The following is a 23,434-nucleotide window of genomic DNA, read 5'->3' on the forward strand; positions in this document are numbered from 1 at the left end:
ACAACGTCCACAGCTCTTCCGGCGCCATCCGCTCGACAAGCGCAGCAGTCATCACCCCAGACTGCCGCAAGATCACGCCAACTGAAATGGCGTCTTAGACACCAGTCCTCCGCGGCTTGAAATCGTTTGTACAAGCTGGGAGTTCGCTGTCTTGGCGGTGGGCCAGTGGCAGGAGGATGACCGGCCGGATCGCCCAGGTGATACGGGTGCTGGCCTGGGTGACTGACACTGTGCAGGGTTCTAAGCGCAGCAGGGCTCGTCGGGTTTCGGCGCGGCCGTCGTGGAGCCAGGCCCAGACCTCGTCCGAGGCGTCGGGGTCGAGTGCGGGTGAGATGGTGCGGAGTGCGATGGCGACCCATCTGTCTGCCTGGGGGGCGGAGTAGGTGTCGAAGGACGCCCGGAGTGCCGGCCACCGCGTCCCGTCCGTGAGGTCCTCGGTCCAGCACTCGCACCAGAAACCCCGCCGGGGCTTGTCCATCAGCACGGGTGGCCTCCCCGCTGGGCGTTCACGAAGAGTTCCACGGTGACCGTGTAGCCGCCCTCGGCGCCCTGGACGACAACCCTGTGCGCGAGAGCGCTGACCATGCCCAGCCCCCGGCCGGCGGAAGCGGGCTCTGGCCTCGGCCGGCGTGATCCCCGAGCGGACGCCGGGCCAGTCGTACGCCGAGCCACGCGAGAACGGCATGCATGCCCTCCGCCACTTCTACGTTTCGGTGCTCCTTGACGCCGGAGAGAACGTCAAGGCTCTCGCCGAGTACCTCGGCCATGCGGACCCCGTCCTCACGCTCCGGGTGTACGCGCACCTGATGCCCTCTAGAGATCTTTAACGGTGCGGGTTACGGCGGCTGGATGTGCCTGAGCGCCTCGACGGCGCGGGTGACGCGGTTGGTCTTGGCGTCGAGTGGCGGCTCTGTGCGCTGGTATGTCAGTGGCGCCGGTTATGTTACTGAGCATGACAAGTTGGATCAACTGCGGCGTCATAGCGTGGCTGGAAGAAGACTGGTGTGGGGACGACGAAAGCGTCCTGGTCTACTTCAAGGGGACCGGCCTGGCCGCCATGGCCGAAGGACTGTCCGCGCACCATCGGCCGCCGTTCGCCTACGGCAACGACACGGCACCCGGTGACTGGGGCGTGATCGTTCACCACATGTTCAACCCGTCCCGCGGCGACTTCGACGAGATCGACTACCGCGAGCTGTGCCCCCAAGGCACTGAGCTGATGGTGTTCGTTCCCAACCCGTCCATTGCCCAGGCCCACCGGCCCAAGGCGTACCACTACAAGGACGGCCAGACATCGTCCTGCATCGACTACGAAGGCCCCGACTACGTCGGAGAATACTGGCCCAACAAGATGGCCTCCCTCTTCACGGCGGCCGGTCTGGACTACGAGAACGAGACCTACGAGGAGCATCTGACCCAGCTGATCTGTGACCACCTGGGGCTGCCCGCACTGGATCGCGACACCATCACGGTGGACCGCGACCTGGTGGCCTCCTACTTCTAGGAGATCTTTGCCGTTACGGAGGTTGGAGGTCGAGCGCGGTTGTGGCGATGAGTCCCTCGATGAGGCGCGGGCGGTACTGCATCCGCTTCAGCCGCGTCTTCACCAACGCGGTGAGCTGCTCGAGGCTGTGTTTGGTCAGGTTGGCCAGAGACTTCTTCAGGTGCGACCACACGCCCTCGACGGGGTTGAGTTCGGGAGAGCGCGGCGGCAGTTGGTAGACGGTCAGCCATAATCGGGCGTCGATCAGCTCGTGCATGGTGCGGCTGACGTGCGTGTTCAGGTTGTCCCACACCAAGACGACGGGGCCGCCGAGCTGCTGGTGCGCGGCATCCTGCACGCGGGCGTAGTCGGTCTCGGTGAAGCCCTTGCGGCGGCCCCTGGCGGGACCACGGTCGAGGTGGATGCGGTAGATCAGCCGAGGCCGATGACCGTCTTTGGTGCAGATCAGTGCTGCCATGGAGACGCGTTTGGTGCCTGCGGCGGTGACGCGCACCACCGGGGTGTGGCCCCGGCGGCCCCAGGTGCGGCCCTTGGGTGGCCTCAGGCCCTGGTCGGCTTCGTCCTCGAATCAGACCCAGGCGCCCAAGTCCGCCGCCCTCTTTGTATGACGGGCCACTGCTCGTCCTTCCAGACGGCGATCTTTGCCTCGCTCCGCTCTGTGGCCTTACGAGAGGGGACCTGCACACTCCAGCCGATGCGGTGCAGCAACAAGTCCAGCCCGGCCAGGGTGTACTCCACGTCGAACCGGCGGCGCGCGACCTCGGCGATCCTCGCCAGCGTCCAGCACTGGTCACTCCAGCCGCACGCTGCCGGGCCAGCATCCAACGCCGTCTGCAAAACGCGGAGTTGTTCCGGGGCGAGCTTGCAGCGGGCTCCACCGGGACTCATGGAAGCCAGGGCCTGCCGACCGCCCGAAGCCAACGCCCGCCGCCAGCGATTCGCCGACATCCGGGTCACCCTGAACCGCCGGGCCACCTCCCAGTCACTGGCCCCGGCTTCGATCAGGTCAGCGGCAGCGAGCCGGACTCTCTCACGACGAGCCCGTTCCTCGGCCGTCAATCCACCGCCATCGGGATACCTCGTCCTCCCGGCATAGCGCGGCCCACGACAACCGTCACGCCTCCGCGTAACCCCCACCGTTAAAGATCTCTAGCCAAGAACGGACAAGAAATACAGTCGCTCAAGCGTACGAGGAATTTGCATTGAAGCTCAGAGCAGATCCGAGCTTCAGGCCCAGAAAGTGAGCTTCAGGCCCACATCTACCTGCCTAGGGAGGGAGCTTCCTAGCTAGCAAGGAAAGATGAGGAAACACCGTGAAAGATGCCTGCAGAACCTTGCTCGCGAGGGAGGTTCTCGCAGTTCAACGCCTTGAATGAACCATTCAACGCATGAAATATCTTCCCTAACAGAGGGTCCATCCTGCGACTTTTCTACTGTAGAAGTAGAAATGCCTGCCCTAGCTGCACGTTTGTCCTGTGACGCAGTGGTGTGCGAAAGTCTCAGCACATGAGAATGCCGCCCTGGCAGGGGCGGCATTCGTTTCCATTTCCGCGTTCGGAAACCCTAGCCAGGAACCGACCACAGATGGAGGCCACATGGTCCCACGCGCAGGTGTCACCGTCGACATCCGTCCCCGTGACCTACCGATCACCCTCATCGGCACAGCCGGCGGCGCGCTCGCCCTCTGGGCCCACGCCCCCGCCATGGTCGCCGTCCCGACGGCCCTGCTGATCGCCCTCGACATCCGTGTCCGCCGCTGGCGCCGACGCGTCTGACGGCCCGGTCGTCCGATCCAGCACCTGACGGCCCACAGGCGGCCCCAGGTCACCAAAATGCCCCTCACCCGCAGAGAAACAGCAGGTGAGGGGCTTCTTCGTGCGGGGTTACTTCTTCTTGCCCTGGGTCTGGGGGGCCCGTTTTTCGGCCCTGGTCAGGGGGGTGCTCACCTCAACCGACCTGCGGTTGAGCCGTCGTTGTTGGTCGTTGTTGGTCGACCGCTGTCGACCTCGGAGGGCCCAGAGAGGGCCCGACAGTGTCGCCCTGGGCCCCAGTAACGAAGAAGAGCAGCCTTAAAGGGAGTACAGGAAGGCTCGAACTTCATTCAAGTCAACGTATTCAATATCATCCGAATGAACTACCACCGTCAGTTTGCGCGACACAACACCTTCTCTCGACCGCGCCACGAAAGAGAGAATGATCATCTTGATTAGGCTCTCGTGATCGAGATTATCCACCTTAGCCAGACCCGATCCCAATACCGGGATGGCCACGGGATTCAAATGCCCATATTCAGAAACCGACGCCCACGTCCCATTGAGGCAGTTCCACAGGTTGTCGACGCTAGATTGAGCCGAAAGATTGTTGCTCATGCGAGAATATGCGACACAATAATACCTCACCGACTGGCGGACCAATACAGCAACCGTGCCGATTGGATACCGCTTACGCTTTCCCCGCGATTTCGCGGCATCACTCTCAACGAATGAAACTCGACGACCACGAAGAGCATCATCTAGCGCACTATTTAGATTTCCCTCGTCCCCGCTGAAGACTCTAGAGAGAAATTGAGCCTGCACACTCTTCGGTGATATGATATCCCCGTCACTCACAGACGTATCAAAGACATCAGTAAATCCAACTATGAGATCGGAATTTACGGAAAATAGGTCTCCAACCTTCACCGTGACCGTAAAATTCGGATGCGAGAATTCGCGACTAAATTCTCTTTTCGGCATGGATTTCATGGATGCCCAAAGAGCCGATAGGGCAGAGACAGCGAGAAGAACTCGCCCTCCTTGCAGCATAGCTACGGGCCGGACTGCAAGGACAAGCTGGACGATACCAGCAAGCGCCGTGAAGGCCACAGCGAAATTGGTGGACACTAATGCCCGCCCTCTAGCTGTACACATGACCGACCACAATCGGCGCACGACTGGAATCATATCTACCCCCAGGGAATTCAATAGAGCCTAAAAGGGTGGATGCGAATACACCTCCACTCCCTCTTCCGACAGGAGGTGGATGCCCGTCGAATTGTTAACCGCCGCATCACTCAAGGCCGACTCAAAGCCCTCGATCCTCCTTACTGCTTGAGCGCTCAAAACTACTTCCGTGCCGTATTTGCCGACTTTGGTACCCAATACGACATCAGGGCCCAGAATATCGTCAATTTGACGTACCGCCGTTACAGCGCGGCGCCTCGCGTCGGCGGATACCTCACGAGCGCTGACAATTTGCCTTCGCCAATCAGCAGTAGGCATCTCCCTAGGTTCGTAGACCGGATACTGCGACGAGGTGATACCAAGAGATTCCACTCTCTTTTCCAGGCTTCCGAGACGGGTGCTCTGTTCCCGAACCAGACCTACCAACTCGTTCAAGATTTCCGAAGTGTGACGTTCAGGGAACTGACCCTTGGGCTGCTGCCCCCGAAGCTCTATGAGACCACTCTCTAGATCACTCCAGAATTTATCAAAGATTGTGCGCAAACGTTCCTGATCAACTTTATTCTCACATTTATCATTTATGGATTTAACCATGGCCCACACGTCTTCCTGGCTCGAACTATCGGTAGCCTGAAACTGAGTTAGCGGGCCCGTAAGATCTTTGATCGGCATGTCTAGCAGAAAGGGGACGAGTGAACTTTCACCCAAAACTCGGGAAATGGCACCGGATTCGAAATTGATCCATGGGGCCGATTGATTTTCGCGCGTGACACACACGACACCAAAGGAACACTCTTGCAGTTGAGTAGCGATGGCGTATAGCCCCCGCTCTCCCTTCGAAATGTCCTGCGACGAGACGAACGGAGTGATCTCCTGATTGATAAAGGGGAGCCAATCCCGAAGGATCTCCGCGCATCGCTTGGAGATATCTCCCGACCAACTGATGAAGACTTGCATGTTATCCATCCCCGCCCTGTGTCACTCCAGTGAAAAGACATGATGCCCCAAACGGCCATGTCTTGGTTGCCTTTTGAGGTGGACTGCTCCCAGAGCGCATCCCTAGCGGGTCGACGACTTCGGCTCGGAAGGCTGGATGCCTGCTCGTCCTGGGTTACGCGTCAGGACGAGCAGCACCAAAGCTGGGAAGAGTCAACCAGTGAAGGCGGCATCAGACGCCTTGCTGTCAGGTTGTGCTCCGGCCCGCTTGAGTCGGAACTTCGATGCGTACGTTGTCGCCACCGCGCCTGTTGTCGGGTCCAACAGACAAGAGATGCTCTGGCAACGACAGCTCACCCGCTGTGCGTCGATGAGCTGGACTTCGAGAGCAACACCCTGCACGTGGTGCAGCAACTCAAGCTGAGTCTGAGCAAGGCCGTGTTCGCGCCCCCGAAGGGCGGGAAGCTCCGTGACGTGCCTCTGCCCGATCCTGTGGTGGAAGCCCTCCGGGAGCACATCAAGCGCTTCCCGCCTGTCGAGGTCACGTTGCCGTGGATGCGGGCGACCGGTCAGCCGGTGACCAAGCGGCTCATCTTCAGCGGGCCCAACGGCGGCCACGTCTGGCGTACGTCGCTGAATGAGGACCACTGGAAGCCCTCGCTCGCCAAGGCGGGCGTCATCCCCAAGGCCAAGAGCCGTGAGCGCTGCCGCGCGGGAGCACGGCATGCACGCCCTGAGGCACTTCTACGCGTCGGTTCTGCTGGACGCGGGAGAGAGCATCAAGGCAGTCAGTGAGTACCTGGGGCACTCCGACCCGGGACTGACGCTGAAGGTGTACGCGCACCTCATGCCCAGCAGCCGGGACCGCGCCCGGAATGCCATCGGGAGCGCGCTCCGGCCGCAGGATCCGGGGCACTGAGGGCCCACAGTGGGCCCAGGTCGTGAGAATGCCCCCGCACCGCGCCGTTTGCGCAGGTCGGGGGCATGATCACAAACCCTACTTCTTCTTGCCCTGGTTCTTGACCGCCTCGATGGCTGCGGCTGCCGCGTCCGGGTCGAGGTACTGGCCGCCGGGGGTGAGGGGCTTGAAGTCGGCGTCGAGTTCGTAGGCGAGGGGGATACCGGTCGGGATGTTCAGGCCGGCGATGTCGGCGTCCGAGATGCCGTCGAGGTGCTTGACGAGGGCGCGCAGGCTGTTGCCGTGGGCGGCGACGAGGACCGTGCGGCCGGCCAGGAGGTCGGGGACGATGCCGTCGTACCAGTAGGGAAGCATGCGGACGACGACGTCCTTGAGGCACTCCGTGCGCGGGCGCAGCTCCGGGGGGATGGAGGCGTAGCGGGGGTCGGCCGACTGGGAGAACTCCGAGTCGTCGGCGAGCGGCGGGGGCGGGGTGTCGTACGAGCGGCGCCAGAGCATGAACTGCTCCTCGCCGAACTCGGCCAGCGTCGCCGCCTTGTCCTTGCCCTGGAGGGCGCCGTAGTGGCGCTCGTTCAGGCGCCAGCTGCGGTGGACCGGGATCCAGTGGCGGTCGGCGGCTTCGAGGGCGAGCTGCGCCGTGCGGATCGCCCGCTTCTGGAGGGACGTGTGGACCACGTCGGGGAGCAGGTCGGCGTCCTTCAGGAGCTCACCGCCGCGGACTGCCTCCTTCTCGCCCTTCTCGTTGAGGTTGACGTCCACCCAGCCGGTGAACAGGTTCTTCGCGTTCCACTCGCTCTCGCCATGACGGAGGAGGATCAGCTTGTACGGTGCGTCGGCCATGGGACAGAGCGTAATCCACGGATTCGGGGCGGCGGGCGGGCGCCCGCGGGGCGTCCCAGGGGGCGGACAGTTGACTGCATCTGTTAATTGACTGGCTCAGGCGAGCGGGGGGTGAGTAAGTTCCAGTTGCGGCGGGGGGCACTTACATCCGCTGCGTCCGCACCCGCTCACGCCTGCCCTGGGGGAACCATGCCGTCCGCCGCCCTGCGCCGCGCCGCCCGGGAGACCGTCTCCGGTCTGCCCCGGGAGTTCTGGTGGCTGTGGACCAGCACCCTCGTCAACCGGCTGGGCGCCTTCGTGGCCACCTTCATGGCCCTGTACCTGACCCTCGACCGGGGGTACAGCGCGTCGTACGCCGGACTCGTCGCCTCCCTGCACGGGCTGGGCGGAGTCGTCTCGTCCCTGGCGGGTGGGGTGATGGCCGACCGGCTCGGGCGGCGGCCGACGCTGCTCGTCGCGCAGGGGTCCACCGCCGCGGCCGTCGCGTTGCTCGGGTTCGTCAGCGACCCCGTCGCCATCGCCGCCGTCGCCTTCCTGGTCGGCGTGGCCTCCAACGCCTCCCGGCCGGCCGTGCAGGCGATGATGGCCGACATCGTGCGGCCCGAGGACCGGGTGCGGGCCTTCTCGCTCAACTACTGGGCGATCAACCTGGGCTTCGCGGTGTCGTCCATGGGAGCCGGGTTCATCGCCGAGGTGAGCTACCGCGCCGGGTTCCTGATCGAGGCGGGGATGACCGCCGTCTGCGCCGTCCTCGTCTTCCTGCGGCTGCCCGAGTCGCGACCGCAGAAGGCCGCCGCGGAGGCCGCCGGGGACGACGCGGTCAGCCTGCTGACCGTGGTGCGCGACGGGCGGTACATGGGCGTCGTCGGGCTGTCGTTCCTCGTCGCCCTGATCTTCCAGCAGGGGTCGGTCGGGCTGCCGGTGGCGATGGGGGAGGCCGGGTTCTCGCCCGCCGACTACGGCATGGCCATCGCGGTGAACGGCGTCCTCATCGTGGTGCTCCAGATTCCGGTGACCCGGGTCATCCAGCACCGGGATCCGCGCTCCCTGCTCGTCGTCTCGTCCCTCCTCGCGGGGTACGGGTTCGGGCTCACCGCGTTCGCCGGGTCGGTCGGGGTGTTCGCGCTCACCGTGTGCGTGTGGACGCTCGCCGAGATCGTCAACGCGCCCACCCAGACAGGACTGGTGGTGCAGCTCTCGCCGGTGCACGGGAGGGGCAGGTACCAGGGGATGTACACGCTGTCCTGGTCGGCCGCCGCGCTCATCGCACCGCTGATGTCCGGTGTGGTCATCGACCGGTTCGGGGCGCGGTGGCTGTGGGGGGGTGTGCGCGGTCGTGGGGACGGCGGCGGCTGCCGGGTACGGGCTGCTGATGCGGCGGCTGCCGGCGGAGCGGCCGGTGGCCGCGGGCCTGGCGGGGGCGGAGGCGGAGGCGGGGGCGGAGACGAACACGGGCACGGACGCGGGCACGGACGCGGGGGTGCGGGCGACCTGAGCACGGTCGGGAGCCGCCCCTGCCCTCAGCACGGTCGGGCGCCTGCCCCAGCACGGTCGGGCCCCTGCCCACGCAGGCCGAGGGCAGGCGCCCGACCGCCGGGACGGCTCAGTCCGTGCAGCCCGTGAACGTCAACGGGGCACAGTTCGTCGGGATGTTCCGGGTGATGGTGGAGTCCCTGAGCGTGATCGCGACGTTCGTCCGGACGCCGCCCGGTGCCACCGTGGAGGCGTTGTTGCGGACGGTGCTGTGGTCGAGGGTGACGGTTCCGCCGGTGTTGTAGATGCCGCCGCCCACGGAGCTGCCGCCGCCGTTCGCGCTGTTGCGGAAGACGTCGGTGCTCTTGAGGTAGAGCCTGCCCGAGTTGTAGATGCCGCCGCCCTGGCCCGAGGAGCCACCGACGACGTTGCCGCTGACCTCGGACTTCGTAAGCTTCAGGTTGCCGTTGTTGTAGATCCCGCCGCCCGCGGTGCCCGTGTCGGTATTGTTCGTGATCTTGCTGTCGACGATCTCCGTCAACTGGCTGCCTGCGATGTGGACGCCGCCGCCGCTCGCGGACCCGGCCGCGGTGTTGCGCCGGATCACGCTCGTGCCGATGAAGGTGCTGCCGGTGGCCTGGTAGATCCCGCCGCCGGAAGTCCGGGCGTGGTTGCGGGCGAACTCGGAGTTCTCGACGGTCACGGTCCCCGCGGTGTAGAGGCCGCCGCCGTTGCCCGCGTTGTCGAACGCGACGTAGCTGCTTCTGATGTCCGCCGAGCCGCCCGACTCCACCGCGATGCCGCCGCCGTTGGCCACGGCGGTGTTGTCGACCACGTCGACCTTCGACAGCCTGAGCGCGCCGCCGTTGACGCGGATGCCGGCGCCGTCCCCGGAGGTGGAGGTGGCGGTGAGATATCCGCCGCGGACGGTGAGGTCCTGAAGGCGCAGGTTCCCGTTCGAGTTGATGTCGAAGATCCGGAACGGGGAGGCGGTCGTCCCGTCCCGCAGGATCGTCGCGCCGTTGCCCCGGATCGTGAGGTCCTTGCCGACGGTCGGCAGAGCGGCGCTCAGGAGGTAGGTGCAGTCGCGACGGAGATCAATGGTCTCGCCGTTCCGCGCGGTGGCGATGGCGAGGTTCAGCGCCGTCCCGCTGCACGGAACACGGTCGGAATCCCCGGCACTCGCCGGTCCGCCCGTCAGGCACGTGACGATCGCTGCCGCAACCGCGGCCACACTGCAGACTCTGATGTATCGCATGACTGTCACATGCGACATCCGACCCCGACCGCAACAATTACGATGATCGGATCACTCGGTCACCGAACGGGATTCCTCCGGTCGGGCGAAGAGGCGGATCGGCGGATCACGGATGCATCCGCGCCCCCTTCAGCACCTTGTCCACCCCGTTCCGCGGCCCGTACACCGCGAGCCCCACCAGGTCCAGCTCCGCCGTGGGCACGGCACGGACCGCCGCCCGGTTGTCGCGGTCGTTGCCGGTCGAGAACAGGTCCGCGGTGAAGACGGCCCGGGGCAGGGCGCGGCTCAGCGTCCGCTCGTGGGCGGCCTTCAGGGTCTCCTTGGCGCCCTCGAAGACCAGTACCGGCTGCCGGAACATCGGCAGGTAGGCGACGCCGTCGGCGTCCTCGTACGGCTCCCCGACCACCTCGGGGACTGTCGCGCCCAGGCCGCTGACCAGGAACGCGGTCACGTTCAGGCGCTGCCAGGGCTCCAGGTCGTCCCGCAGCAGCACGGCGATCTTCGTGTCGAAAGTGCTCATGCCCCGAGCCTGCCGGGCGTCCTCCGGCCGGGTCTTGTACGTTCTTTGCATGGCCGCCCGGCAGTCCGTCACACAGGAAGTCACCGCCTGGCGCCCCCGGGTCCCGGGCGTCACCGAGGTCTTCCACGCCCGCTTCACCGAGTACGCCTACCCGATGCACGTCCATGACGCCTGGACGCTGCTCATCGTGGACGCCGGCGCCGTCCGGTACGACCTCGAACGCCACGAGCACGGCACCCCGGCCGACACCGTGTCCCTGCTGCCCCCGCACGTGCCGCACAACGGCTCCCCCGCCACCGCCGACGGCTTCCGCAAGCGCGTGGTCTACCTGGACCAGAGCATCCTCGGACCGGATCTCATCGGGCCCGCCGTCGACGGGCCCGACCTGCGGGACCCGCTGCTGCGGCAACGGGTCGGACTGCTGCACACCGCCCTCGTCCGCCCCGGCGACGAGCTGGAGGCCGAGAGCCGGCTCACCCTCATCGGCGAGCGGCTGCGGGACCTGCTCCGCCCCCGGCCGGCGACCGGACGGCCGCCCGACCCGGCCCTCGCCCGTTCCCTGCGCGAACTCCTCGACGAGCGGACCGCCGACGGACTCGCCCTGGAGGAGGCGGCCCGGCTGCTGCACGCCCACCCCGCCCACCTGGTACGGGCGTTCAGCGGCGCGTACGGCATCGCCCCGCACCAGTACCTGATGTCCCGCCGGGTCGGCCGGGCCCGCCGGCTGCTGCTCGACGGCCTGCCGCCCGGCGAGACGGCCACCGCCACCGGCTTCTACGACCAGGCCCACCTCACCCGGCACTTCAAGCGGCTGGTCGGGGTGACCCCCGGGCGCTACCGGAGCGGCAGCGCGCGCTGAGCCTCGTACAGGTTCGGCGGCCGTACCGCGTCCCAGGTGCCGTACAGCTCCAGGCGGGAGTTCAGGTCGCCGGTGAAGTCCGGTACGTCGATCTGGTCGAAGTCGGTGACCGTGTTGAGGCCGACCGTGGCGGAGCACGGGGCCAGTCCGTCGAGGCGCATCAGGCCCGCGCGGCCGTTGGTCACCCGGACGTTCCAGTGGGTGAAGCGGGCGCCGAACAACGGTCCGGCGTTGGCGTCGCCGCCGTGCCGGCCGTTGTTGTCCACGGTGATGTCGGTGCGGACGTTGGCGAAGGGCAGGCCGCGGTGGGAGTCGAAGGTGCCCATCTGCATCTCGCCGCGTGACCAGACGTTGTGGGAGGAGAGCCCCTCGACGTTGATGCCGTGCAGCTGGGTGTCGGCGGGGGCCGGGACCGTGCGCTGCTCGACGGTGAAGTCCTCGATCAGGTTGTCGTGCGAGCCCTCGCGGCAGAAGTAGGGGTGGTGCTCGCCCCGGCCGCCGACCCGGGTGCGGCGCAGGGTGCAGGCGGAGGCGGCGACCAGGCCGAAGCCGTTGTCGACGTTGCGGACGGTGACGTCGTCCACCCAGCAGTCGTACGCGCATTGCAGGACGACCCCGTTGTAGCCCTTGTCGAGCAGGTGCGGGGACTGCGGGGTCTCCATGACGTCGAGGGTGAGGCCCTCGACGCCGGAGCCGGTCAGCTCGCGGACATGGGTGGTGAACTGGGGGTTCCACTCCGGGCGGAGGTCCAGCGGCAGCGGGCGTTCCAGGGTCACCCGGTGGCCGCGCACCGCGGTGACCCGGACGGGCCACTCGTAGGGGACGTACGACAGCAGCTTGGTCTTGTCCTCCCAGTAGTACGACGCCGGTCCCGGGCCGCCGCCCGACATGTGCTGGAGGAGGGTGTGGGCGGGGTCGTCGGCGACCCGGAGCAGGACCAGGCGGCCGGGGCGGAGGCGGGAGGGGTCGGCGACGGTGACCGTGCGGTCGCCCTGCCGGGCCGGTGCGACGGGCGTCAGCTGCTCCCACTCGTCCCGCTTGTTGCCCGTCCAGCCCTCGAAGGGCCAGGCCTGCGCCCTGATCGCGGCGACCAGGGAGTCCCAACGGGACTTCGGTGCCAGCCAGATGAGCCCGCCGGCCCAGGACCACGCCGACTTCGTGCCGCCGTAGCGGGAGCCGTACGGGCCGATCAGCTCGGTGAGGTTCTTCGTCGCGTACAGGGTGGTACGGCCGCTGCCGGCGCCGCGCAGCACCACGTTGTCGTGGCCGATCAGGATCAGGCCGTCGATGCGGAAGGTGCCGGGCGGGATGGTGACCGTGCCACCGCCGGCCCTGGCGGCAGCGGCGATGGCACGGTTGATCGCGGGGGCGCAGTCGGTGACGCCGTCGGCGACGGCACCGTACGCGCGGACGTCGGCGACGACGGGGAGGCGGCGGATGCGGGCCGCTCCGGCCCGGCCGACGTAGGGGATCTGCGGGTGGGTGAAGGGGGTGCGCCGGAACTCCCGCCAGAGGGAGGGGACCTGGCCGTCGGAGGCGTGCGCCGTGCCGCCCGCCACGGCGGTCGCGGCCACCGCCGTGGCGCCGGCGAGCAGGGCCCGTCTGGTCATGCCGGCGGCCGTACCTGCGCTCATACCTGCGCTCACGCCGTGGTGCGTGCTGCCCATGCCGTACGTCCTTCCCATGGCGGCTTTCATGGTTGTGAACGACGTTCATATGCGCGTCGGGCGTGAGCATGCCACGGCACTCCCGCACCTCGAAAGAGTCGTGCAGGTCTTAATCAGGTATGGACCTGAAGTCAGTCAGCGGGACGCTCGATCAGGTGCGTGAACGCGTCCAGGTTCCGCGTCGACTCGCCCCGGGACACCCGCCACGCGTACTCCTTGCGGATCGCGGCGGCGAAGCCCAGCTCCAGGAGGGTGTTGAAGGCGCCGTCCGCGGCCTCCAGGACCTGGCCGAGGAGCCGGTCGAGGTCGGGGGCGGTGACTGAGGAGAGCGGGAGGCGGGCGGTGACGTAGATGTCGCCGAGCCGGTCGACGGCGTAACTCACGCCGTACAGCTTGAGGTTGCGCTCCAGGAGCCAGCGGTGCACGGCCGGTTCGTTCTCGTCCGGGTGCCGGATGACGAAGGCGTTCAGGGAGAGGGAGTGGCGGCCGGCGATGAGGGAGACGGTCGTCTTCAGCTTGCGGGTGCCGGGGAGCTGCACGACGTAGGTGCCGGACTCGGGGCTCTCCCACTCCAGTTCGGCGTCCTTCAGGACATCCTCGATGACCTGCGCGGCCTGCCGTTCCTGTGCACCATCACCCATGGGCCGAGCGTACGCGACGGCGGTGGGACTGGGTCGCGGCCAGGTAGACGTCGGCGGTGGCGGCGGCGGCCGTGTCCCAGCCGAAGGACTGGGCGTGCCGGGCGGCGGCGCCGCCGAAACGGTCCGCCAGAGTGGCGTCGTCGGCGAAACGGCCCAGCACGCGCGCGTAGTCGGCGGGATCGTGGCCGCGCACCAGGAAGCCGGTCTCGCCGTCCCGCACGGCCACCGGCAGGCCGCCGACGGAGGCCGCGAGGACGGGCGTCCCCGCCGCCTGCGCCTCTATCGCCACCAGGCCGAAGGACTCGCTGTAGGAGGGCATGACCAGGACCGAGGCGGCCCGGAACCAGTCCGCGAGCTGTTCCTGACCGACCGGCGGGCGGAACCGGACGACGTCCGCGACACCGAGCCGCGCGGCCAGCTTCTGGAGGCCCTCCGGCTTGGCGAGACCGCTGCCGCTGGGGCCGCCGACGATCGGCACGAGGATCCGGGAGCGGAGCTCCGGGCGCTCGTCGAGGAGCACGGCCACGGCGCGGAGCAGCACGTCGGGGGCTTTGAGGGGCTGGATGCGGCCCGCGAAGAGCGGTATCAGGGCGTCCTGCGGGAGGTCCAGACGGGCGCGGGCCGCCTTCCGTCCGTCCGCCGGGCGGAACCGGTCGAGGTTCACGCCGGGGTGGACGACGGCGACCTTGCCGGGGTCGGCGCTGTAGTGCCGTACGAGCTCGTCGGCCTCCTCGGCGGTGTTCGCGATGAGGCGGTCGGCGGCGGCGACGATCTGGGTCTCGCCGATGACCCGGGCGGCGGGCTCGGGGGTGTCGCCGTCGGCGAGGCTGGCGTTCTTGACCTTGGCCATGGTGTGCATGGCGTGCACCAGGGGGACGCCCCAGCGCTGGGCGGCGAGCCAGCCGACGTGGCCGGAGAGCCAGTAGTGCGAGTGGACGAGGTCGTAGTGGCCGGGGCGGTGGCCGGCCCAGGCCTGCATCACGCCGTGCGTGAAGGCGCACAGCTGGGCCGGGAGGTCCTCCTTGGCGAGGCCCTCGTACGGTCCCGCGTCGACATGCCGGACGAGGACGCCCGGGGCGAGCTCGACGGTGGGCGGGAGGCCGCCGGAGGTGGCCCGGGTGAAGATCTCGACCTCGATGTCGATCGCGGCGAGGCGCTGCGCGAGCTCGACGATGTAGACGTTCATGCCGCCGGCGTCGCCGGTGCCGGGCTGGTGGAGCGGAGAGGTGTGCACGGAGAGCATGGCGACGCGGCGCGGCCGGCGGGCCCGGCGGAGCCGGGAGGCAGCCGACGGGGAGCGACGCCCGAGCCTGCTGACGTACTGGCTCACGTGGCGGTCCTCTCTCGGTGCGGGCATGCCGTCGGGTGGGCATCGAGTGCCCTCCAACGGGGTGCAACGCGGAGGGAGGGATTCCCATTCCGGGGTGGGCGATTTTGCCGACACATTGCTTGTCGTCGCTCAACCGTTCGAGGGTGGGATGCGTGGGGGCGGTGCGGCCGCGGGGTCGGGTGCGGGTCGGTGGGGGCTGAGCGCGCAGTTCCCCGCGCCCCTACGGGGCGCTTTACTCTCGTAGGCATGAATACCCGCGCCGCTTCCCGCCCCGTGGGGACGGTGACGCGCGGGACCACCAATCCCAATCGGCTGCGGCGGATGGACCGGTGGATCGCCGCCACGCACGGGGGCGTGCTGCGGCGGGCCGTCGATCCCGTTGCCGTCGACCTCGGTTACGGGGCGGCGCCCTGGACCGCGGTCGAACTGCTCGGCAGGCTGCGGACCGTCGCGCCCCGCACGCGTGTCGTCGGGGTGGAGATCGAGCCCGCGCGGGTCACCGCGGCCGGGCCGTACGAGCGCGAGGGGCTCACCTTCCGGCACGGCGGGTTCGAGATCCCGGTCCCCGGGCGGCCGTTGCTCGTCCGCGCGGCCAACGTGCTGCGGCAGTACGACGAGGGCGAGGTCGCCGAGGTGTGGTGGCGGCTGTGCGGGCGGCTCGCGCCGGACGGACTGCTGGTCGAGGGGACCTGCGACGAGATCGGGCGGCGGCACGTGTGGGTCGCGCTCGGGGCGGAGGGGCCGCGGACGGTGACCTTCGCGGCCCGGCTCGGCTCCCTGGACCGCCCGTCCGACCTCGCGGAACGGCTGCCCAAGGCGCTCATCCACCGCAACGTGCCGGGCGAGCCGGTGCACGCGTTCCTGCGGGACTTCGACCGCGCGTGGGCGGCAGCCGCGCCCTACGCGTCGTACGGCGCCCGGCAGCGGTGGATCCGGGCGGTGCGGGACCTGACGGCCGACTGGCCGGTGACGGACTCGGCGGTGCGCTGGCGGCAGGGCGAAGTGACGGTGACGTGGGGGGCCTTGGCGCCCAGGACCTGACGGGCGGGGCCTGACGGGTGGGGCGGGAACGATCTCGGTGAGTCGTTCGTCACAAAGGCGGGGAGATCGTCATGCTCGGGGGGGAAACCGGGGAGGAACCCACCTGCCGTCACCTCTGTCGCTTTGCGGCGCACCGTGGCACGATCCTCCACGTGCCATAAGTTACTGACGGTTAATCAGTTGTGGAGGGTCGGGTCATGGGACCGGACATGCACACCGTCCGGGCGGGCGGGCGCGGGATCCTGGCGACGGCGGTGACCGTGGTCTGCGCGGTCACGGTGCTCGCGGCACCGGGCGCGGCGTTCGCGGCACCCAAGCCGACCCCCTCACCCGGCGCGTCGGCCTCCGCCGGCACCTCCGCCTCCGTGACCGTCGTACCGGACAAGGACCTCGGAGCCGTCCGGGACAAGCTGGACAAGCTCTACCACGACGCGGCCGTCGCCACCGACGCGTACAACGCCGCGGAGGAAGCGGCCCAGAAGCAGTCCGCCGAGATCGTCGGCCTGGCCAAGAAGATCGTCAAGGGTCAGCAGAGGCTCGACGAGCTGAAGGAGCGGGCGGGCCGGGCCGCCGCCGCCCAGTACCGCACCGGCGGACTGCCGGACTCCGCCAAGCTGATGCTGAGCGACAACCCCTCCGAGTTCCTGGACGGGGCCGGGCGGGTGCTCCAGGGCGAGCGTGCGACCAAGGCCCTGATCAGGGAAGTGACCAGGACCCAGCAGGACTTGAAGCAGTACGCGGCGGACGCGGCCGACCAGTGGAACCGGCTGGAGGCGGGCCGCAAGGCGAAGGCCGCCGCCAAGAAGAAGATCACGCAGCGGATCGCCGCCGCCGAGAAGCTCGAGTCGACGCTGGAGAAGAAGCAGAAGGAGCGTCTCGCCGAGCTGGAGCGGGAGTCGGCCTACCAGGCACAGACCGCCTGGCTGGACACCGGGATACTCGACGACATCCACAGCAAGGCCTCCGCGGCGGGGAAGAAGGCGGTCGCGTTCGCCACCGCCCAGCTCGGCAAGCCGTACGTGTGGGGCGCCGAGGGCCCGGACTCGTACGACTGCTCCGGGCTGACCTCGCAGGCCTGGGCGAGCGCCGGGAAGCCGATCCCGCGCACCTCCGAGGAGCAGTGGAAGCAGCTCAGGCACGTCGACGTGAAGGACATGCGCCCCGGCGACCTGATCATCTACTTCGACGACGCCAGCCATGTCGCGATGTACATCGGGGACGGCGCGATCATCCAGGCCCCGCGCCCGGGGCGGACGGTGTCGATCGGCGGCGCGGGGTCGATGCCGATCCTCGGGGTGGTACGGCCGGACGCCTGAGCACCGCCGGAGGTTTCAGGCGTGATGTCCCTTTCGTGAGCCGGGTCATGTGACCCAGTACACCGCAACGCCCGCTCAAACCCGGGCCCCACGTGACCTTCGTCATCCCCGCCGGGCGGCCCGCTTGTCCAACTGCGGTACGGCACGCGGCATATGACACTGGCCTGAGACAGAGCGACGCGGCTCACACCATTCCGTTGCGGTGGCCAGTAACGCTATGGTCCCCGTCTGGTGGGTCGAGGTCCCTCGCCCCGCCATGCCCTCGGGGGGAGGGAAGGAACCCAACACGATGCCCGTACCCGTACCGCGGCAGAGAGCGATCCCGGCCGTGGAGAGTGGTCAGGCGCCGGCCGTCGCGCCCGCACAGGGCGGCGGCCCCCTCAAGGAAGAGGCCAACCGCACGGAAGCCGTCGCCCAGAACGCCGGCGGCACCACTCTCACCCTGCTGCTGATCGAGGACGATCCGGCCGGTTCACCCGTCCTGCCCGAGCTGCAGGACGCCTCCGGCACCTCGATCCGCGTCCGCACCGCCCGCAACCTCACCGAGGCCGAGCGGCTGCTGACCGACGACGTCCACTGCATCCTGCTGGACCTGGCGCTGCCGGCGCCGGGCGGCAAGGGTACGGAGGGCGAGCTCGGCGTGCTCAAGCACGTCCTGGAGCTCGCGCCCCGGCACGCCGTGCTGGCCCTCACCGCCTCCGGTGACGCCGAGCGCGGCACCGAGGCCGTGCGCGTCGGCGCGCAGGACTACCTCTTCCGGGACGAACTGGACGGCCGGCTGCTGAGCCGCGCCATCCGGTACGCCGTCGAGCGCAAACGTTCCCTCACGACCGAGCGCAAGCTCGCGGAGGGGCGGCTGCGCGCGCAGGAGAACCGCCGTCTTGAGCGGGGCCTGCTGCCCACGCCCCTCCTCGACGGCTCCTCGCTGCGCTTCGCCGCCCGCTACCGCCCGGGCCGCTCCCGTGCGCTGCTCGGCGGCGACTTCTACGACACCGTGCGCACGCCCGACGGGACCGTGCACGCGATGATCGGTGACGTCTGCGGGCACGGCCCGGACGAGGCCGCGCTCGGCGTGGAGCTGCGGATCGCCTGGCGGGCGCTGACCCTGGCGGGGCTGTGCGGCGACGAGCTGCTGTCCACGCTGCAGGAGGTGCTGGAGCACGAGCGCTCCGACGAGGAGATCTTCGCGACGCTCTGCACCGTCGACATCACGCCGGACGGACGCCGGGCCGGGCTCTGCCTCGCCGGGCATCCGGCACCGCTGGTGGCCCGGCCCGGGCGGCCGGCCGAGCTGCTGCCGTACGAGAACAACGGCCCGGCGCTGGGGCTGCTGAAGGGTGCGCGGTGGCCGCGGATGCAGGTGGAGCTGGGCGCCGAGTGGAGCCTGATGCTCTACACCGACGGTCTGATCGAGGGCCGGGTGGGCTCGGGCGGGGAGCGGCTGGGGCAGGAGGGGATGGTCGCGATGGTCCGCCGTCAGCTGGCCTCCGGCCTGAGCGGGGAGGCGTTGCTGCGGGCGGCGGTCAATGAGGTGCGGCAGCTCAATGGGGGCGAGCTGACGGATGACGTGGCCGTCGTTCTTCTGGATCGGGGCGTTTGAGAGCGGCTGCTCGCCGTTTCCGGTTCGGTGGTCGGCCGCCCGCGGGTGTGTGGGTGGCTGATCGCGCAGTTCCCCGCGCCCCTTACGGGGCGCTGCCGACGGGGCGCTTCAGCGACCGCCGTTGTACGGGCCGTACGGGCCGTCGCTGCTGCTGCCGCCGCGGCGGCCTCGCCAGCCGCCGCCACCGCCGGACACCTGCTTGACGGCGGGGCGGACGTCGACGAGGTAGACGATGCTCGCCACCAGGCCCGCGATCGGGAGGATGGAGAGGATCGAGAAGAGGTAGCTGACGACCAGGGCGATGGCCAGGATGATCAGCCAGAACATCTTGTTCTGCTTGTCGGCGGCGCGGAACGCGTCCTCGCGCCGGAACACGGCGTCGACCAGCCCGAACGCTGCCAGGGCCATCAGGACGATCTTCAGCAGTCCCAGGAACCCTGCGAATCCCAGCATCAGCATGCCGTCACCACCCGCTCTCTCCCGATCCCTACGCGGCCACCGTACCCGTAGAACGGACCGGGCACCCTCATGGTGCCCGGTCCATACGTTCTGCTGACGCGTGCGCCGGTTACTTGGCCGGCGGAGTGGACTTCCTGGCCGGGGTGGCCTTGCGCGGGGCCGGGGTCTTCTTGGCGGCCGGGGCCTTCTTCGCGGCGGCCGGCTTGGCCTCGGCGGCCTTCGGCTCGTCCGCCTTCTTCCCGTCCTCCTTGACCGCGACCGCCTCGGGCTTGCCCTCGACGGCGATGGCCAGGTCCTCGATCTCGTCGGCGGCCTCGCCACGCCAGGTCTTCACCGCCTGCTCACCGTGCTCGGCGACCTTCTCGTAGGTCTCGCGGGCCTTGACGGCGTACTCGGCGGCCACGCCGACCTGGCGCAGCGCGAAGTCCTGGGCGGACTCGCCGAGCTTCTTGAGGTCGCCGTCGAGGGAGACGATGAAGTCGTTGACCCTGGTCTGGAGGCTGGCCTGCGCCTCCTTGGCCTTGACACCGGCCTCCTTGGCGCGGGCGGCGGCCTTCTCCTGGACGGCCTTCGGGTCGGCCTTGCGGACCGCCTCGATGCGGGCCGGGGCCTCGGCACGCAGCTGCTCGACCAGGCCGGGGACCTTCTTGGCCTGCTGGAGGGCCAGGTCGGCGGTGCCGGCGGCGAAGTAGAGCGGAGTCGGGTCGCTGAGGGTCTTGCGCAGGTCGTCGGTGATGGCCATGGTGATGGTCCTCCCGTATTAAAGTTCGGCTGAGGGTTTTGTGGTCCGCGGCGTGGCGGCCGGCGCGCTTGGCCGGCTCATCCGGCCGTCCGCCGTGGACCGGTCTCACTGTCGTCGCTGTCGTCGCTCTCGCTGCCGACATCGCTGCCGACATCACTGCCGGCGCCGCTGTCGGCGTCGCCGTCCGACCCGAAGCCGTTCTCTTTCCTGAACGACTCGTAGATCTGCAGCAGCACCTGCTTCTGCCGCTCGTCGAGGGTGGGGTCGGCGAGGATGACCGCACGGGTCTCCACCTCGTTCAGATCCCGCTCGGCGTCGAGGATTCCGGCGCGGACGTACAGCGTCTCGGCGGAGATCCGCAGGGCCTTGGCGACCTGCTGGAGCACCTCCGCGCTCGGCTTGCGCAGCCCGCGCTCGATCTGGCTCAGGTACGGATTGGACACCCCGGCGGCATCGGCGAGCTGCCTGAGCGACAGCTGCGCGTTGCGCCGCTGTTCACGCAGATACTCACCGAGATTGCCGACGTTCAGCGATGCCATACCTCCACCCTGCCCCACCCTCGCTAACAATTGCAAGCACCTGCTTGCAAAAGTGTGCCGCGCCATACCCGGATGCCACCCGGACGGCCGAACGGACCCGGCGCCGGCTGTCCGGTCTCGGGCCACCTGCTCCGATCTCACCGAAGCAGGTCCGATCCGGCTCCACGCCCCGCCGAACCTGCGCCCGTATGGACGCGGGCCGTATCCACGGCATGATGCGTGGATGCACGGTGTGGAGGACCGCAGTGGCGGTGAGGGTGCGGAGATCTCGTCGGCGAAGGGGGCCGCGGACGACGCGCTGGTGTTGGCGTTCGGGCGGTTGCAGGGCGCCGCGAACCGGCTGGAGTACATCCTGGGGCGGGCCCTGGAGCAGGAGTGCGGGATCAGCCATCTGATGTTCGAAGTGCTGCTGATCCTGGGGCGGGCCGGTGAACCGGGGCTGTCGATGCGGGCGATCGCCCAGGAGCAGGTGCTGACCACGGGCGGGGCGACTCGACTGGTGGACCGGATGGAGGCGGCCGGGCTGGTCGAGCGGGCCGAGGACCCCGGCGACCGGCGCGGTCGGCTGGTGCGGCTCACCCGGCTCGGCGAGGAGACGACCGTACGGGCGTCCCGGCTGCACGTGGAGAACATCCGGCGCCATTTCCTGGAGCCGCTGCCGCCCGAGCACCGGGAACGGTTCGCCGAGGACCTGCGGATCCTGAGTCACTCCGCGCGGGAAGAGCTGCCCCGCCTGCCCTGACGGCCCCGCCTGCCCTGACGGCTCCTCCCGGGCCGCGGCCGGGCGGGGGTGCGCCGGTGCACCGACCGGTGAAGAGCGGATGTGGCGGCCGTCACATCCGCGGGGAAATATCTGACGAGTCAGTTACTGTTCTGTCAGGTGAATCGCTCGCACCAGGCGGGCACCACACCCCTTGCCGAGGTCTTCGATGCAGCTCGTCTACGTCTTCGACGCCTACTGCGGCTGGTCCCACGGGTTCACCCGGACGCTGCGCGAGGTGGCCGCCCGGCACCCGGACCTGCCCGTCGAGGTGGTCTCCGGCGGCCTGTTCACCGGCCCGCGCCGGGTCCCGATCCGGGAGTTCGGGTACGTGCAGGGCGCCAACGCCCAGATCGCCGAAGTGACCGGCGCCGAGTTCGGTGAGGGCTACGAGCGGCTGATCGCCGACGGCTCGTTCGTGATGGACTCCGAGGCCGCCGCGCGGGGCGTCGCCGCCCTGCGCCAGGCGGCCCCCGACCGTGCCGCCGAGCTGGCCGGCGCCCTTCAGCAGGCCTTCTACGCCGACGGTCTGAGCCTGTCCGACCCCGCGACCTACCGGAAGGTCGCCACCGCGGCCGGACTGGACGCCGACGCCGTGGTGGCCGCCTTCGAGTCCCCCGCGGCCCGCTCCACGGCGGCGGACGACTTCCACCGCGCCGCCGAACTGGGCGTCACCGGCTTCCCCACCCTCCTCGCCGTCCACGGTGACCGGGCCGTCCCCCTGGCCCGCGGTCACGCCACCGCCGACGAGGTCGACCGGCGGCTCGCGACCCTCTCCTGACTCCGTCCTCCTCTCACCCCACCGCAAGGAGCCAACGATGAGCACCCTCTCCTTCAAGGTCCTCGACCTCGACTTCCCGGCCGGCAGCAAGAACAAGACAGCCACCCTGGTCACCGGCGAGAGTGAGGCCCTGCTGGTCGACGCGGCCTTCACCCGCGCCGACGGCCACCGCCTCGCCGCCGAGATCCTCGACTCCGGCAAGACACTGACCACCGTCTTCGTCTCCCACGCCGACCCCGACTTCTACTTCGGTGCCGAGGTGATCGCCGACGCGTTCCCCGACGCGCGGTTCGTCGCCACGCCGATCGTCATCGAGCACATCCAGCACTCCTACGAGGGCAAGCTCAAGGCCTGGGCCGCGCTCGGCCCGAACCTGCCCACCCGCCTGGTCGACATCGAGCCCCTGACCGGCGACCTCACCCTGGAGGGTCACACCTTCCAGCTCAAGGGCGGCCCGGACGCGCTGCCGGACCGCCACTACCTCTGGCAGGCCGAGCACCGCGCCCTGCTCGGCGGCGTCCTGCTCTTCCAGCAGGAGCACGTCTGGGTCGCCGACACCGCCACCCCCGAGGCACGCGCCGCCTGGATCGGGCAACTGGACGAGATGGCCTCCCTGGAGGCGGAACTGGTCGTCCCCGGCCACCGCCTGCCCGGCACCCCCGCCGACAGCTCCGCCATCAGCGCCACCCGCGCATACCTGCTCGCCTTCGAGGAGGAACTGGACAAGGCCGCCGACGGCGCTGCGCTCAACGACGCGCTCGTCAAGCGCTACCCGGACAACGGCATGCTGATCGCCGCCCAGATCGGGGCGAAGGTCGCCAAGGGCGAGATGAAGTGGGGCTGACCATGACCGAGTTCACCACCTCCGCCGCACCCGCCGACGTGGTACGGCGCCAGTACCTGGCCTCCGCCGCCGGTGACCTCACCGCCTTGCGCGCCACTCTCGCCCCGGACGTGGAGTGGACGGAGATGGCCGGCTTCCCCCTCGCCGGCACCTACCGCACCCCCGACGGCGTCACCGCGAACGTGATGGAACAACTCGGCAAGGAGTGGGACGGCTGGACCGCCCACGACGACACCTACGTCGTCGACGGCGAGAACGTCGTCGTCCTCGCCCGCTACACCGCCGTCAACAAGGCCACCCGCAAGCCGATCGACGTCCGCGTCGCCCACCACTTCGTCGTACGCGGCGGACTCATCGTCCGCTTCGAACAGTTCGTCGACACAGCCCTGGTCCGGGACGCCACGAAGCACTGAGCAGCACCCACGGCGAGACGGGAGGATCCGGGTGTACGACTACCAGCCCG

At 68.8% G+C, this 23,434-nt stretch carries 24 protein-coding genes and 4 pseudogenes; 13 read left to right on the top strand and 15 right to left on the bottom strand.

What is annotated here, in order from left to right; genetic code table 11:
* Nucleotides 1-94: 94 nt before the first annotated feature.
* On the bottom strand, nucleotides 95-478 hold the full coding sequence (locus AB0D74_RS39950; RefSeq protein ID WP_362598645.1) for a hypothetical protein: 384 nt from the start codon (nucleotides 476-478) through the stop codon (nucleotides 95-97).
* Nucleotides 478-600, bottom strand: a pseudogene (locus AB0D74_RS39955) (ATP-binding protein); the annotation flags it as partial. The gene AB0D74_RS39950 and the pseudogene AB0D74_RS39955, both read right to left, overlap by 1 nt.
* 5 nt (nucleotides 601-605) lie before the next feature.
* Between AB0D74_RS39955 and AB0D74_RS39960 the strand changes: the two are divergent.
* A pseudogene (locus AB0D74_RS39960) lies at nucleotides 606-827 on the top strand (tyrosine-type recombinase/integrase); the annotation flags it as partial.
* Between the two features lie 125 nt (nucleotides 828-952).
* On the top strand, nucleotides 953-1,504 hold the full coding sequence (locus AB0D74_RS39965) for a hypothetical protein (protein ID WP_362598314.1): 552 nt from the start codon (nucleotides 953-955) through the stop codon (nucleotides 1,502-1,504).
* 13 nt (nucleotides 1,505-1,517) lie between these two features.
* Here AB0D74_RS39965 and AB0D74_RS39970 read toward each other — a convergent pair whose 3' ends face one another.
* The gene (locus AB0D74_RS39970; RefSeq protein WP_362598648.1) at nucleotides 1,518-2,048 is read right to left on the bottom strand and encodes a transposase; all 531 of its coding nucleotides are present in this window, start codon (nucleotides 2,046-2,048) and stop codon (nucleotides 1,518-1,520) included.
* Entirely contained in the window at nucleotides 2,045-2,641 is a 597-nt protein-coding gene (locus AB0D74_RS39975; RefSeq protein ID WP_362598317.1) for a winged helix-turn-helix domain-containing protein, read from the bottom strand. The genes AB0D74_RS39970 and AB0D74_RS39975 overlap by 4 nt, the downstream gene beginning before the upstream one ends.
* Before the next feature lie 458 nt (nucleotides 2,642-3,099).
* On the opposite strand from AB0D74_RS39975, the gene AB0D74_RS39980 reads away from it, so the two are divergent.
* A complete protein-coding gene (locus AB0D74_RS39980; protein ID WP_362598320.1) occupies nucleotides 3,100-3,279 on the top strand; it encodes a hypothetical protein in 180 nt (59 codons plus the stop codon).
* Between the two features lie 294 nt (nucleotides 3,280-3,573).
* Here the strand turns inward: AB0D74_RS39980 and AB0D74_RS39985 are convergent, their stop codons facing one another.
* A complete protein-coding gene (locus tag AB0D74_RS39985; RefSeq protein ID WP_362598323.1) occupies nucleotides 3,574-4,368 on the bottom strand; it encodes a macro domain-containing protein in 795 nt (264 codons plus the stop codon).
* A gap of 105 nt (nucleotides 4,369-4,473) precedes the next feature.
* Entirely contained in the window at nucleotides 4,474-5,403 is a 930-nt protein-coding gene (locus AB0D74_RS39990; protein WP_362598326.1) for a TIR domain-containing protein, read from the bottom strand.
* Between the two features lie 345 nt (nucleotides 5,404-5,748).
* Here AB0D74_RS39990 and AB0D74_RS39995 point away from each other — a divergent pair.
* Nucleotides 5,749-6,301: pseudogene (locus AB0D74_RS39995) on the top strand (tyrosine-type recombinase/integrase); the annotation flags it as partial.
* Between the two features lie 78 nt (nucleotides 6,302-6,379).
* Here the strand turns inward: AB0D74_RS39995 and AB0D74_RS40000 are convergent.
* Nucleotides 6,380-7,141: a phosphoglyceromutase gene (locus AB0D74_RS40000; protein WP_089101793.1), complete on the bottom strand. Its 762-nt coding sequence runs from the start codon at nucleotides 7,139-7,141 to the stop codon at nucleotides 6,380-6,382.
* Nucleotides 7,142-7,330: 189 nt separating this feature from the next.
* Between AB0D74_RS40000 and AB0D74_RS40005 the strand changes: the two are divergent.
* Nucleotides 7,331-8,636, top strand: a pseudogene (locus AB0D74_RS40005) (MFS transporter).
* A gap of 108 nt (nucleotides 8,637-8,744) precedes the next feature.
* Here the strand turns inward: AB0D74_RS40005 and AB0D74_RS40010 are convergent.
* Entirely contained in the window at nucleotides 8,745-9,872 is a 1,128-nt protein-coding gene (locus AB0D74_RS40010) for a hypothetical protein (protein ID WP_362598330.1), read from the bottom strand.
* A gap of 106 nt (nucleotides 9,873-9,978) precedes the next feature.
* Complete coding sequence (locus tag AB0D74_RS40015; RefSeq protein ID WP_362598333.1) at nucleotides 9,979-10,443, bottom strand: DUF2000 domain-containing protein; 465 nt, start codon at nucleotides 10,441-10,443, stop codon at nucleotides 9,979-9,981.
* Here AB0D74_RS40015 and AB0D74_RS40020 point away from each other — a divergent pair.
* Nucleotides 10,442-11,251 carry an AraC family transcriptional regulator gene (locus AB0D74_RS40020; protein WP_362598336.1) on the top strand — a complete coding sequence of 270 codons (810 nt, stop codon included), beginning with the start codon at nucleotides 10,442-10,444 and terminating at the stop codon, nucleotides 11,249-11,251. The genes AB0D74_RS40015 and AB0D74_RS40020 overlap by 2 nt on opposite strands.
* Here AB0D74_RS40020 and AB0D74_RS40025 read toward each other — a convergent pair.
* From AB0D74_RS40025 to mshA, 3 genes are all read right to left on the bottom strand, one after another.
* Nucleotides 11,227-12,918: a glycosyl hydrolase family 28-related protein gene (locus AB0D74_RS40025; protein WP_362598338.1), complete on the bottom strand. Its 1,692-nt coding sequence runs from the start codon at nucleotides 12,916-12,918 to the stop codon at nucleotides 11,227-11,229. The genes AB0D74_RS40020 and AB0D74_RS40025 overlap by 25 nt on opposite strands.
* A 131-nt stretch (nucleotides 12,919-13,049) precedes the next feature.
* Nucleotides 13,050-13,559 carry a YbjN domain-containing protein gene (locus AB0D74_RS40030; protein WP_362598340.1) on the bottom strand — a complete coding sequence of 170 codons (510 nt, stop codon included), beginning with the start codon at nucleotides 13,557-13,559 and terminating at the stop codon, nucleotides 13,050-13,052.
* Nucleotides 13,552-14,889: a D-inositol-3-phosphate glycosyltransferase gene (gene mshA, locus AB0D74_RS40035; RefSeq protein ID WP_362598343.1), complete on the bottom strand. Its 1,338-nt coding sequence runs from the start codon at nucleotides 14,887-14,889 to the stop codon at nucleotides 13,552-13,554. Before mshA ends, AB0D74_RS40030 begins: the two co-directional genes overlap by 8 nt.
* Before the next feature lie 246 nt (nucleotides 14,890-15,135).
* Here mshA and AB0D74_RS40040 point away from each other — a divergent pair, with 246 nt between their 5' ends.
* The 3 genes from AB0D74_RS40040 (at nucleotide 15,136) to AB0D74_RS40050 (ending at nucleotide 18,846) form a co-directional block, all read left to right on the top strand.
* On the top strand, nucleotides 15,136-15,930 hold the full coding sequence (locus AB0D74_RS40040; protein WP_362598345.1) for a class I SAM-dependent methyltransferase: 795 nt from the start codon (nucleotides 15,136-15,138) through the stop codon (nucleotides 15,928-15,930).
* Nucleotides 15,931-16,127: 197 nt separating this feature from the next.
* Nucleotides 16,128-17,246, top strand: a complete 1,119-nt coding sequence (locus AB0D74_RS40045) for an NlpC/P60 family protein (RefSeq protein ID WP_362598348.1) — start codon at nucleotides 16,128-16,130, stop codon at nucleotides 17,244-17,246.
* Nucleotides 17,247-17,535: 289 nt separating this feature from the next.
* The gene (locus tag AB0D74_RS40050; protein ID WP_362598351.1) at nucleotides 17,536-18,846 is read left to right on the top strand and encodes a fused response regulator/phosphatase; all 1,311 of its coding nucleotides are present in this window, start codon (nucleotides 17,536-17,538) and stop codon (nucleotides 18,844-18,846) included.
* A 108-nt stretch (nucleotides 18,847-18,954) separates the two neighbouring features.
* On the opposite strand, the gene AB0D74_RS40055 is transcribed toward AB0D74_RS40050, so the two are convergent.
* From AB0D74_RS40055 to AB0D74_RS40065, 3 genes are all read right to left on the bottom strand, one after another.
* A complete protein-coding gene (locus AB0D74_RS40055; RefSeq protein WP_362598354.1) occupies nucleotides 18,955-19,305 on the bottom strand; it encodes a DUF2516 family protein in 351 nt (116 codons plus the stop codon).
* A 109-nt stretch (nucleotides 19,306-19,414) separates the two neighbouring features.
* On the bottom strand, nucleotides 19,415-20,047 hold the full coding sequence (locus tag AB0D74_RS40060; RefSeq protein ID WP_362598357.1) for a hypothetical protein: 633 nt from the start codon (nucleotides 20,045-20,047) through the stop codon (nucleotides 19,415-19,417).
* Nucleotides 20,048-20,124: 77 nt separating this feature from the next.
* Nucleotides 20,125-20,586: a helix-turn-helix transcriptional regulator gene (locus AB0D74_RS40065; RefSeq protein ID WP_362598360.1), complete on the bottom strand. Its 462-nt coding sequence runs from the start codon at nucleotides 20,584-20,586 to the stop codon at nucleotides 20,125-20,127.
* Nucleotides 20,587-20,809: 223 nt separating this feature from the next.
* Between AB0D74_RS40065 and AB0D74_RS40070 the strand changes: the two genes are divergently transcribed.
* From AB0D74_RS40070 to AB0D74_RS40085, 4 genes are all read left to right on the top strand, one after another.
* On the top strand, nucleotides 20,810-21,328 hold the full coding sequence (locus AB0D74_RS40070) for a MarR family transcriptional regulator (RefSeq protein ID WP_362598363.1): 519 nt from the start codon (nucleotides 20,810-20,812) through the stop codon (nucleotides 21,326-21,328).
* A gap of 187 nt (nucleotides 21,329-21,515) precedes the next feature.
* Nucleotides 21,516-22,127 (top strand): DsbA family protein, encoded by a 612-nt coding sequence (locus AB0D74_RS40075; protein ID WP_362598367.1) that lies wholly within the window; start codon nucleotides 21,516-21,518, stop codon nucleotides 22,125-22,127.
* Nucleotides 22,128-22,164: 37 nt separating this feature from the next.
* Nucleotides 22,165-22,971, top strand: coding sequence for an MBL fold metallo-hydrolase (locus AB0D74_RS40080; protein ID WP_362598370.1), 807 nt, complete (start codon nucleotides 22,165-22,167; stop codon nucleotides 22,969-22,971).
* Between the two features lie 2 nt (nucleotides 22,972-22,973).
* Nucleotides 22,974-23,384, top strand: a complete 411-nt coding sequence (locus AB0D74_RS40085) for a nuclear transport factor 2 family protein (protein ID WP_362598373.1) — start codon at nucleotides 22,974-22,976, stop codon at nucleotides 23,382-23,384.
* Nucleotides 23,385-23,434 lie beyond the last annotated feature (50 nt).

This window comes from Streptomyces sp. NPDC048278 (assembly GCF_040652195.1).
Taxonomy (GTDB): Bacteria; Actinomycetota; Actinomycetes; order Streptomycetales; family Streptomycetaceae; genus Streptomyces.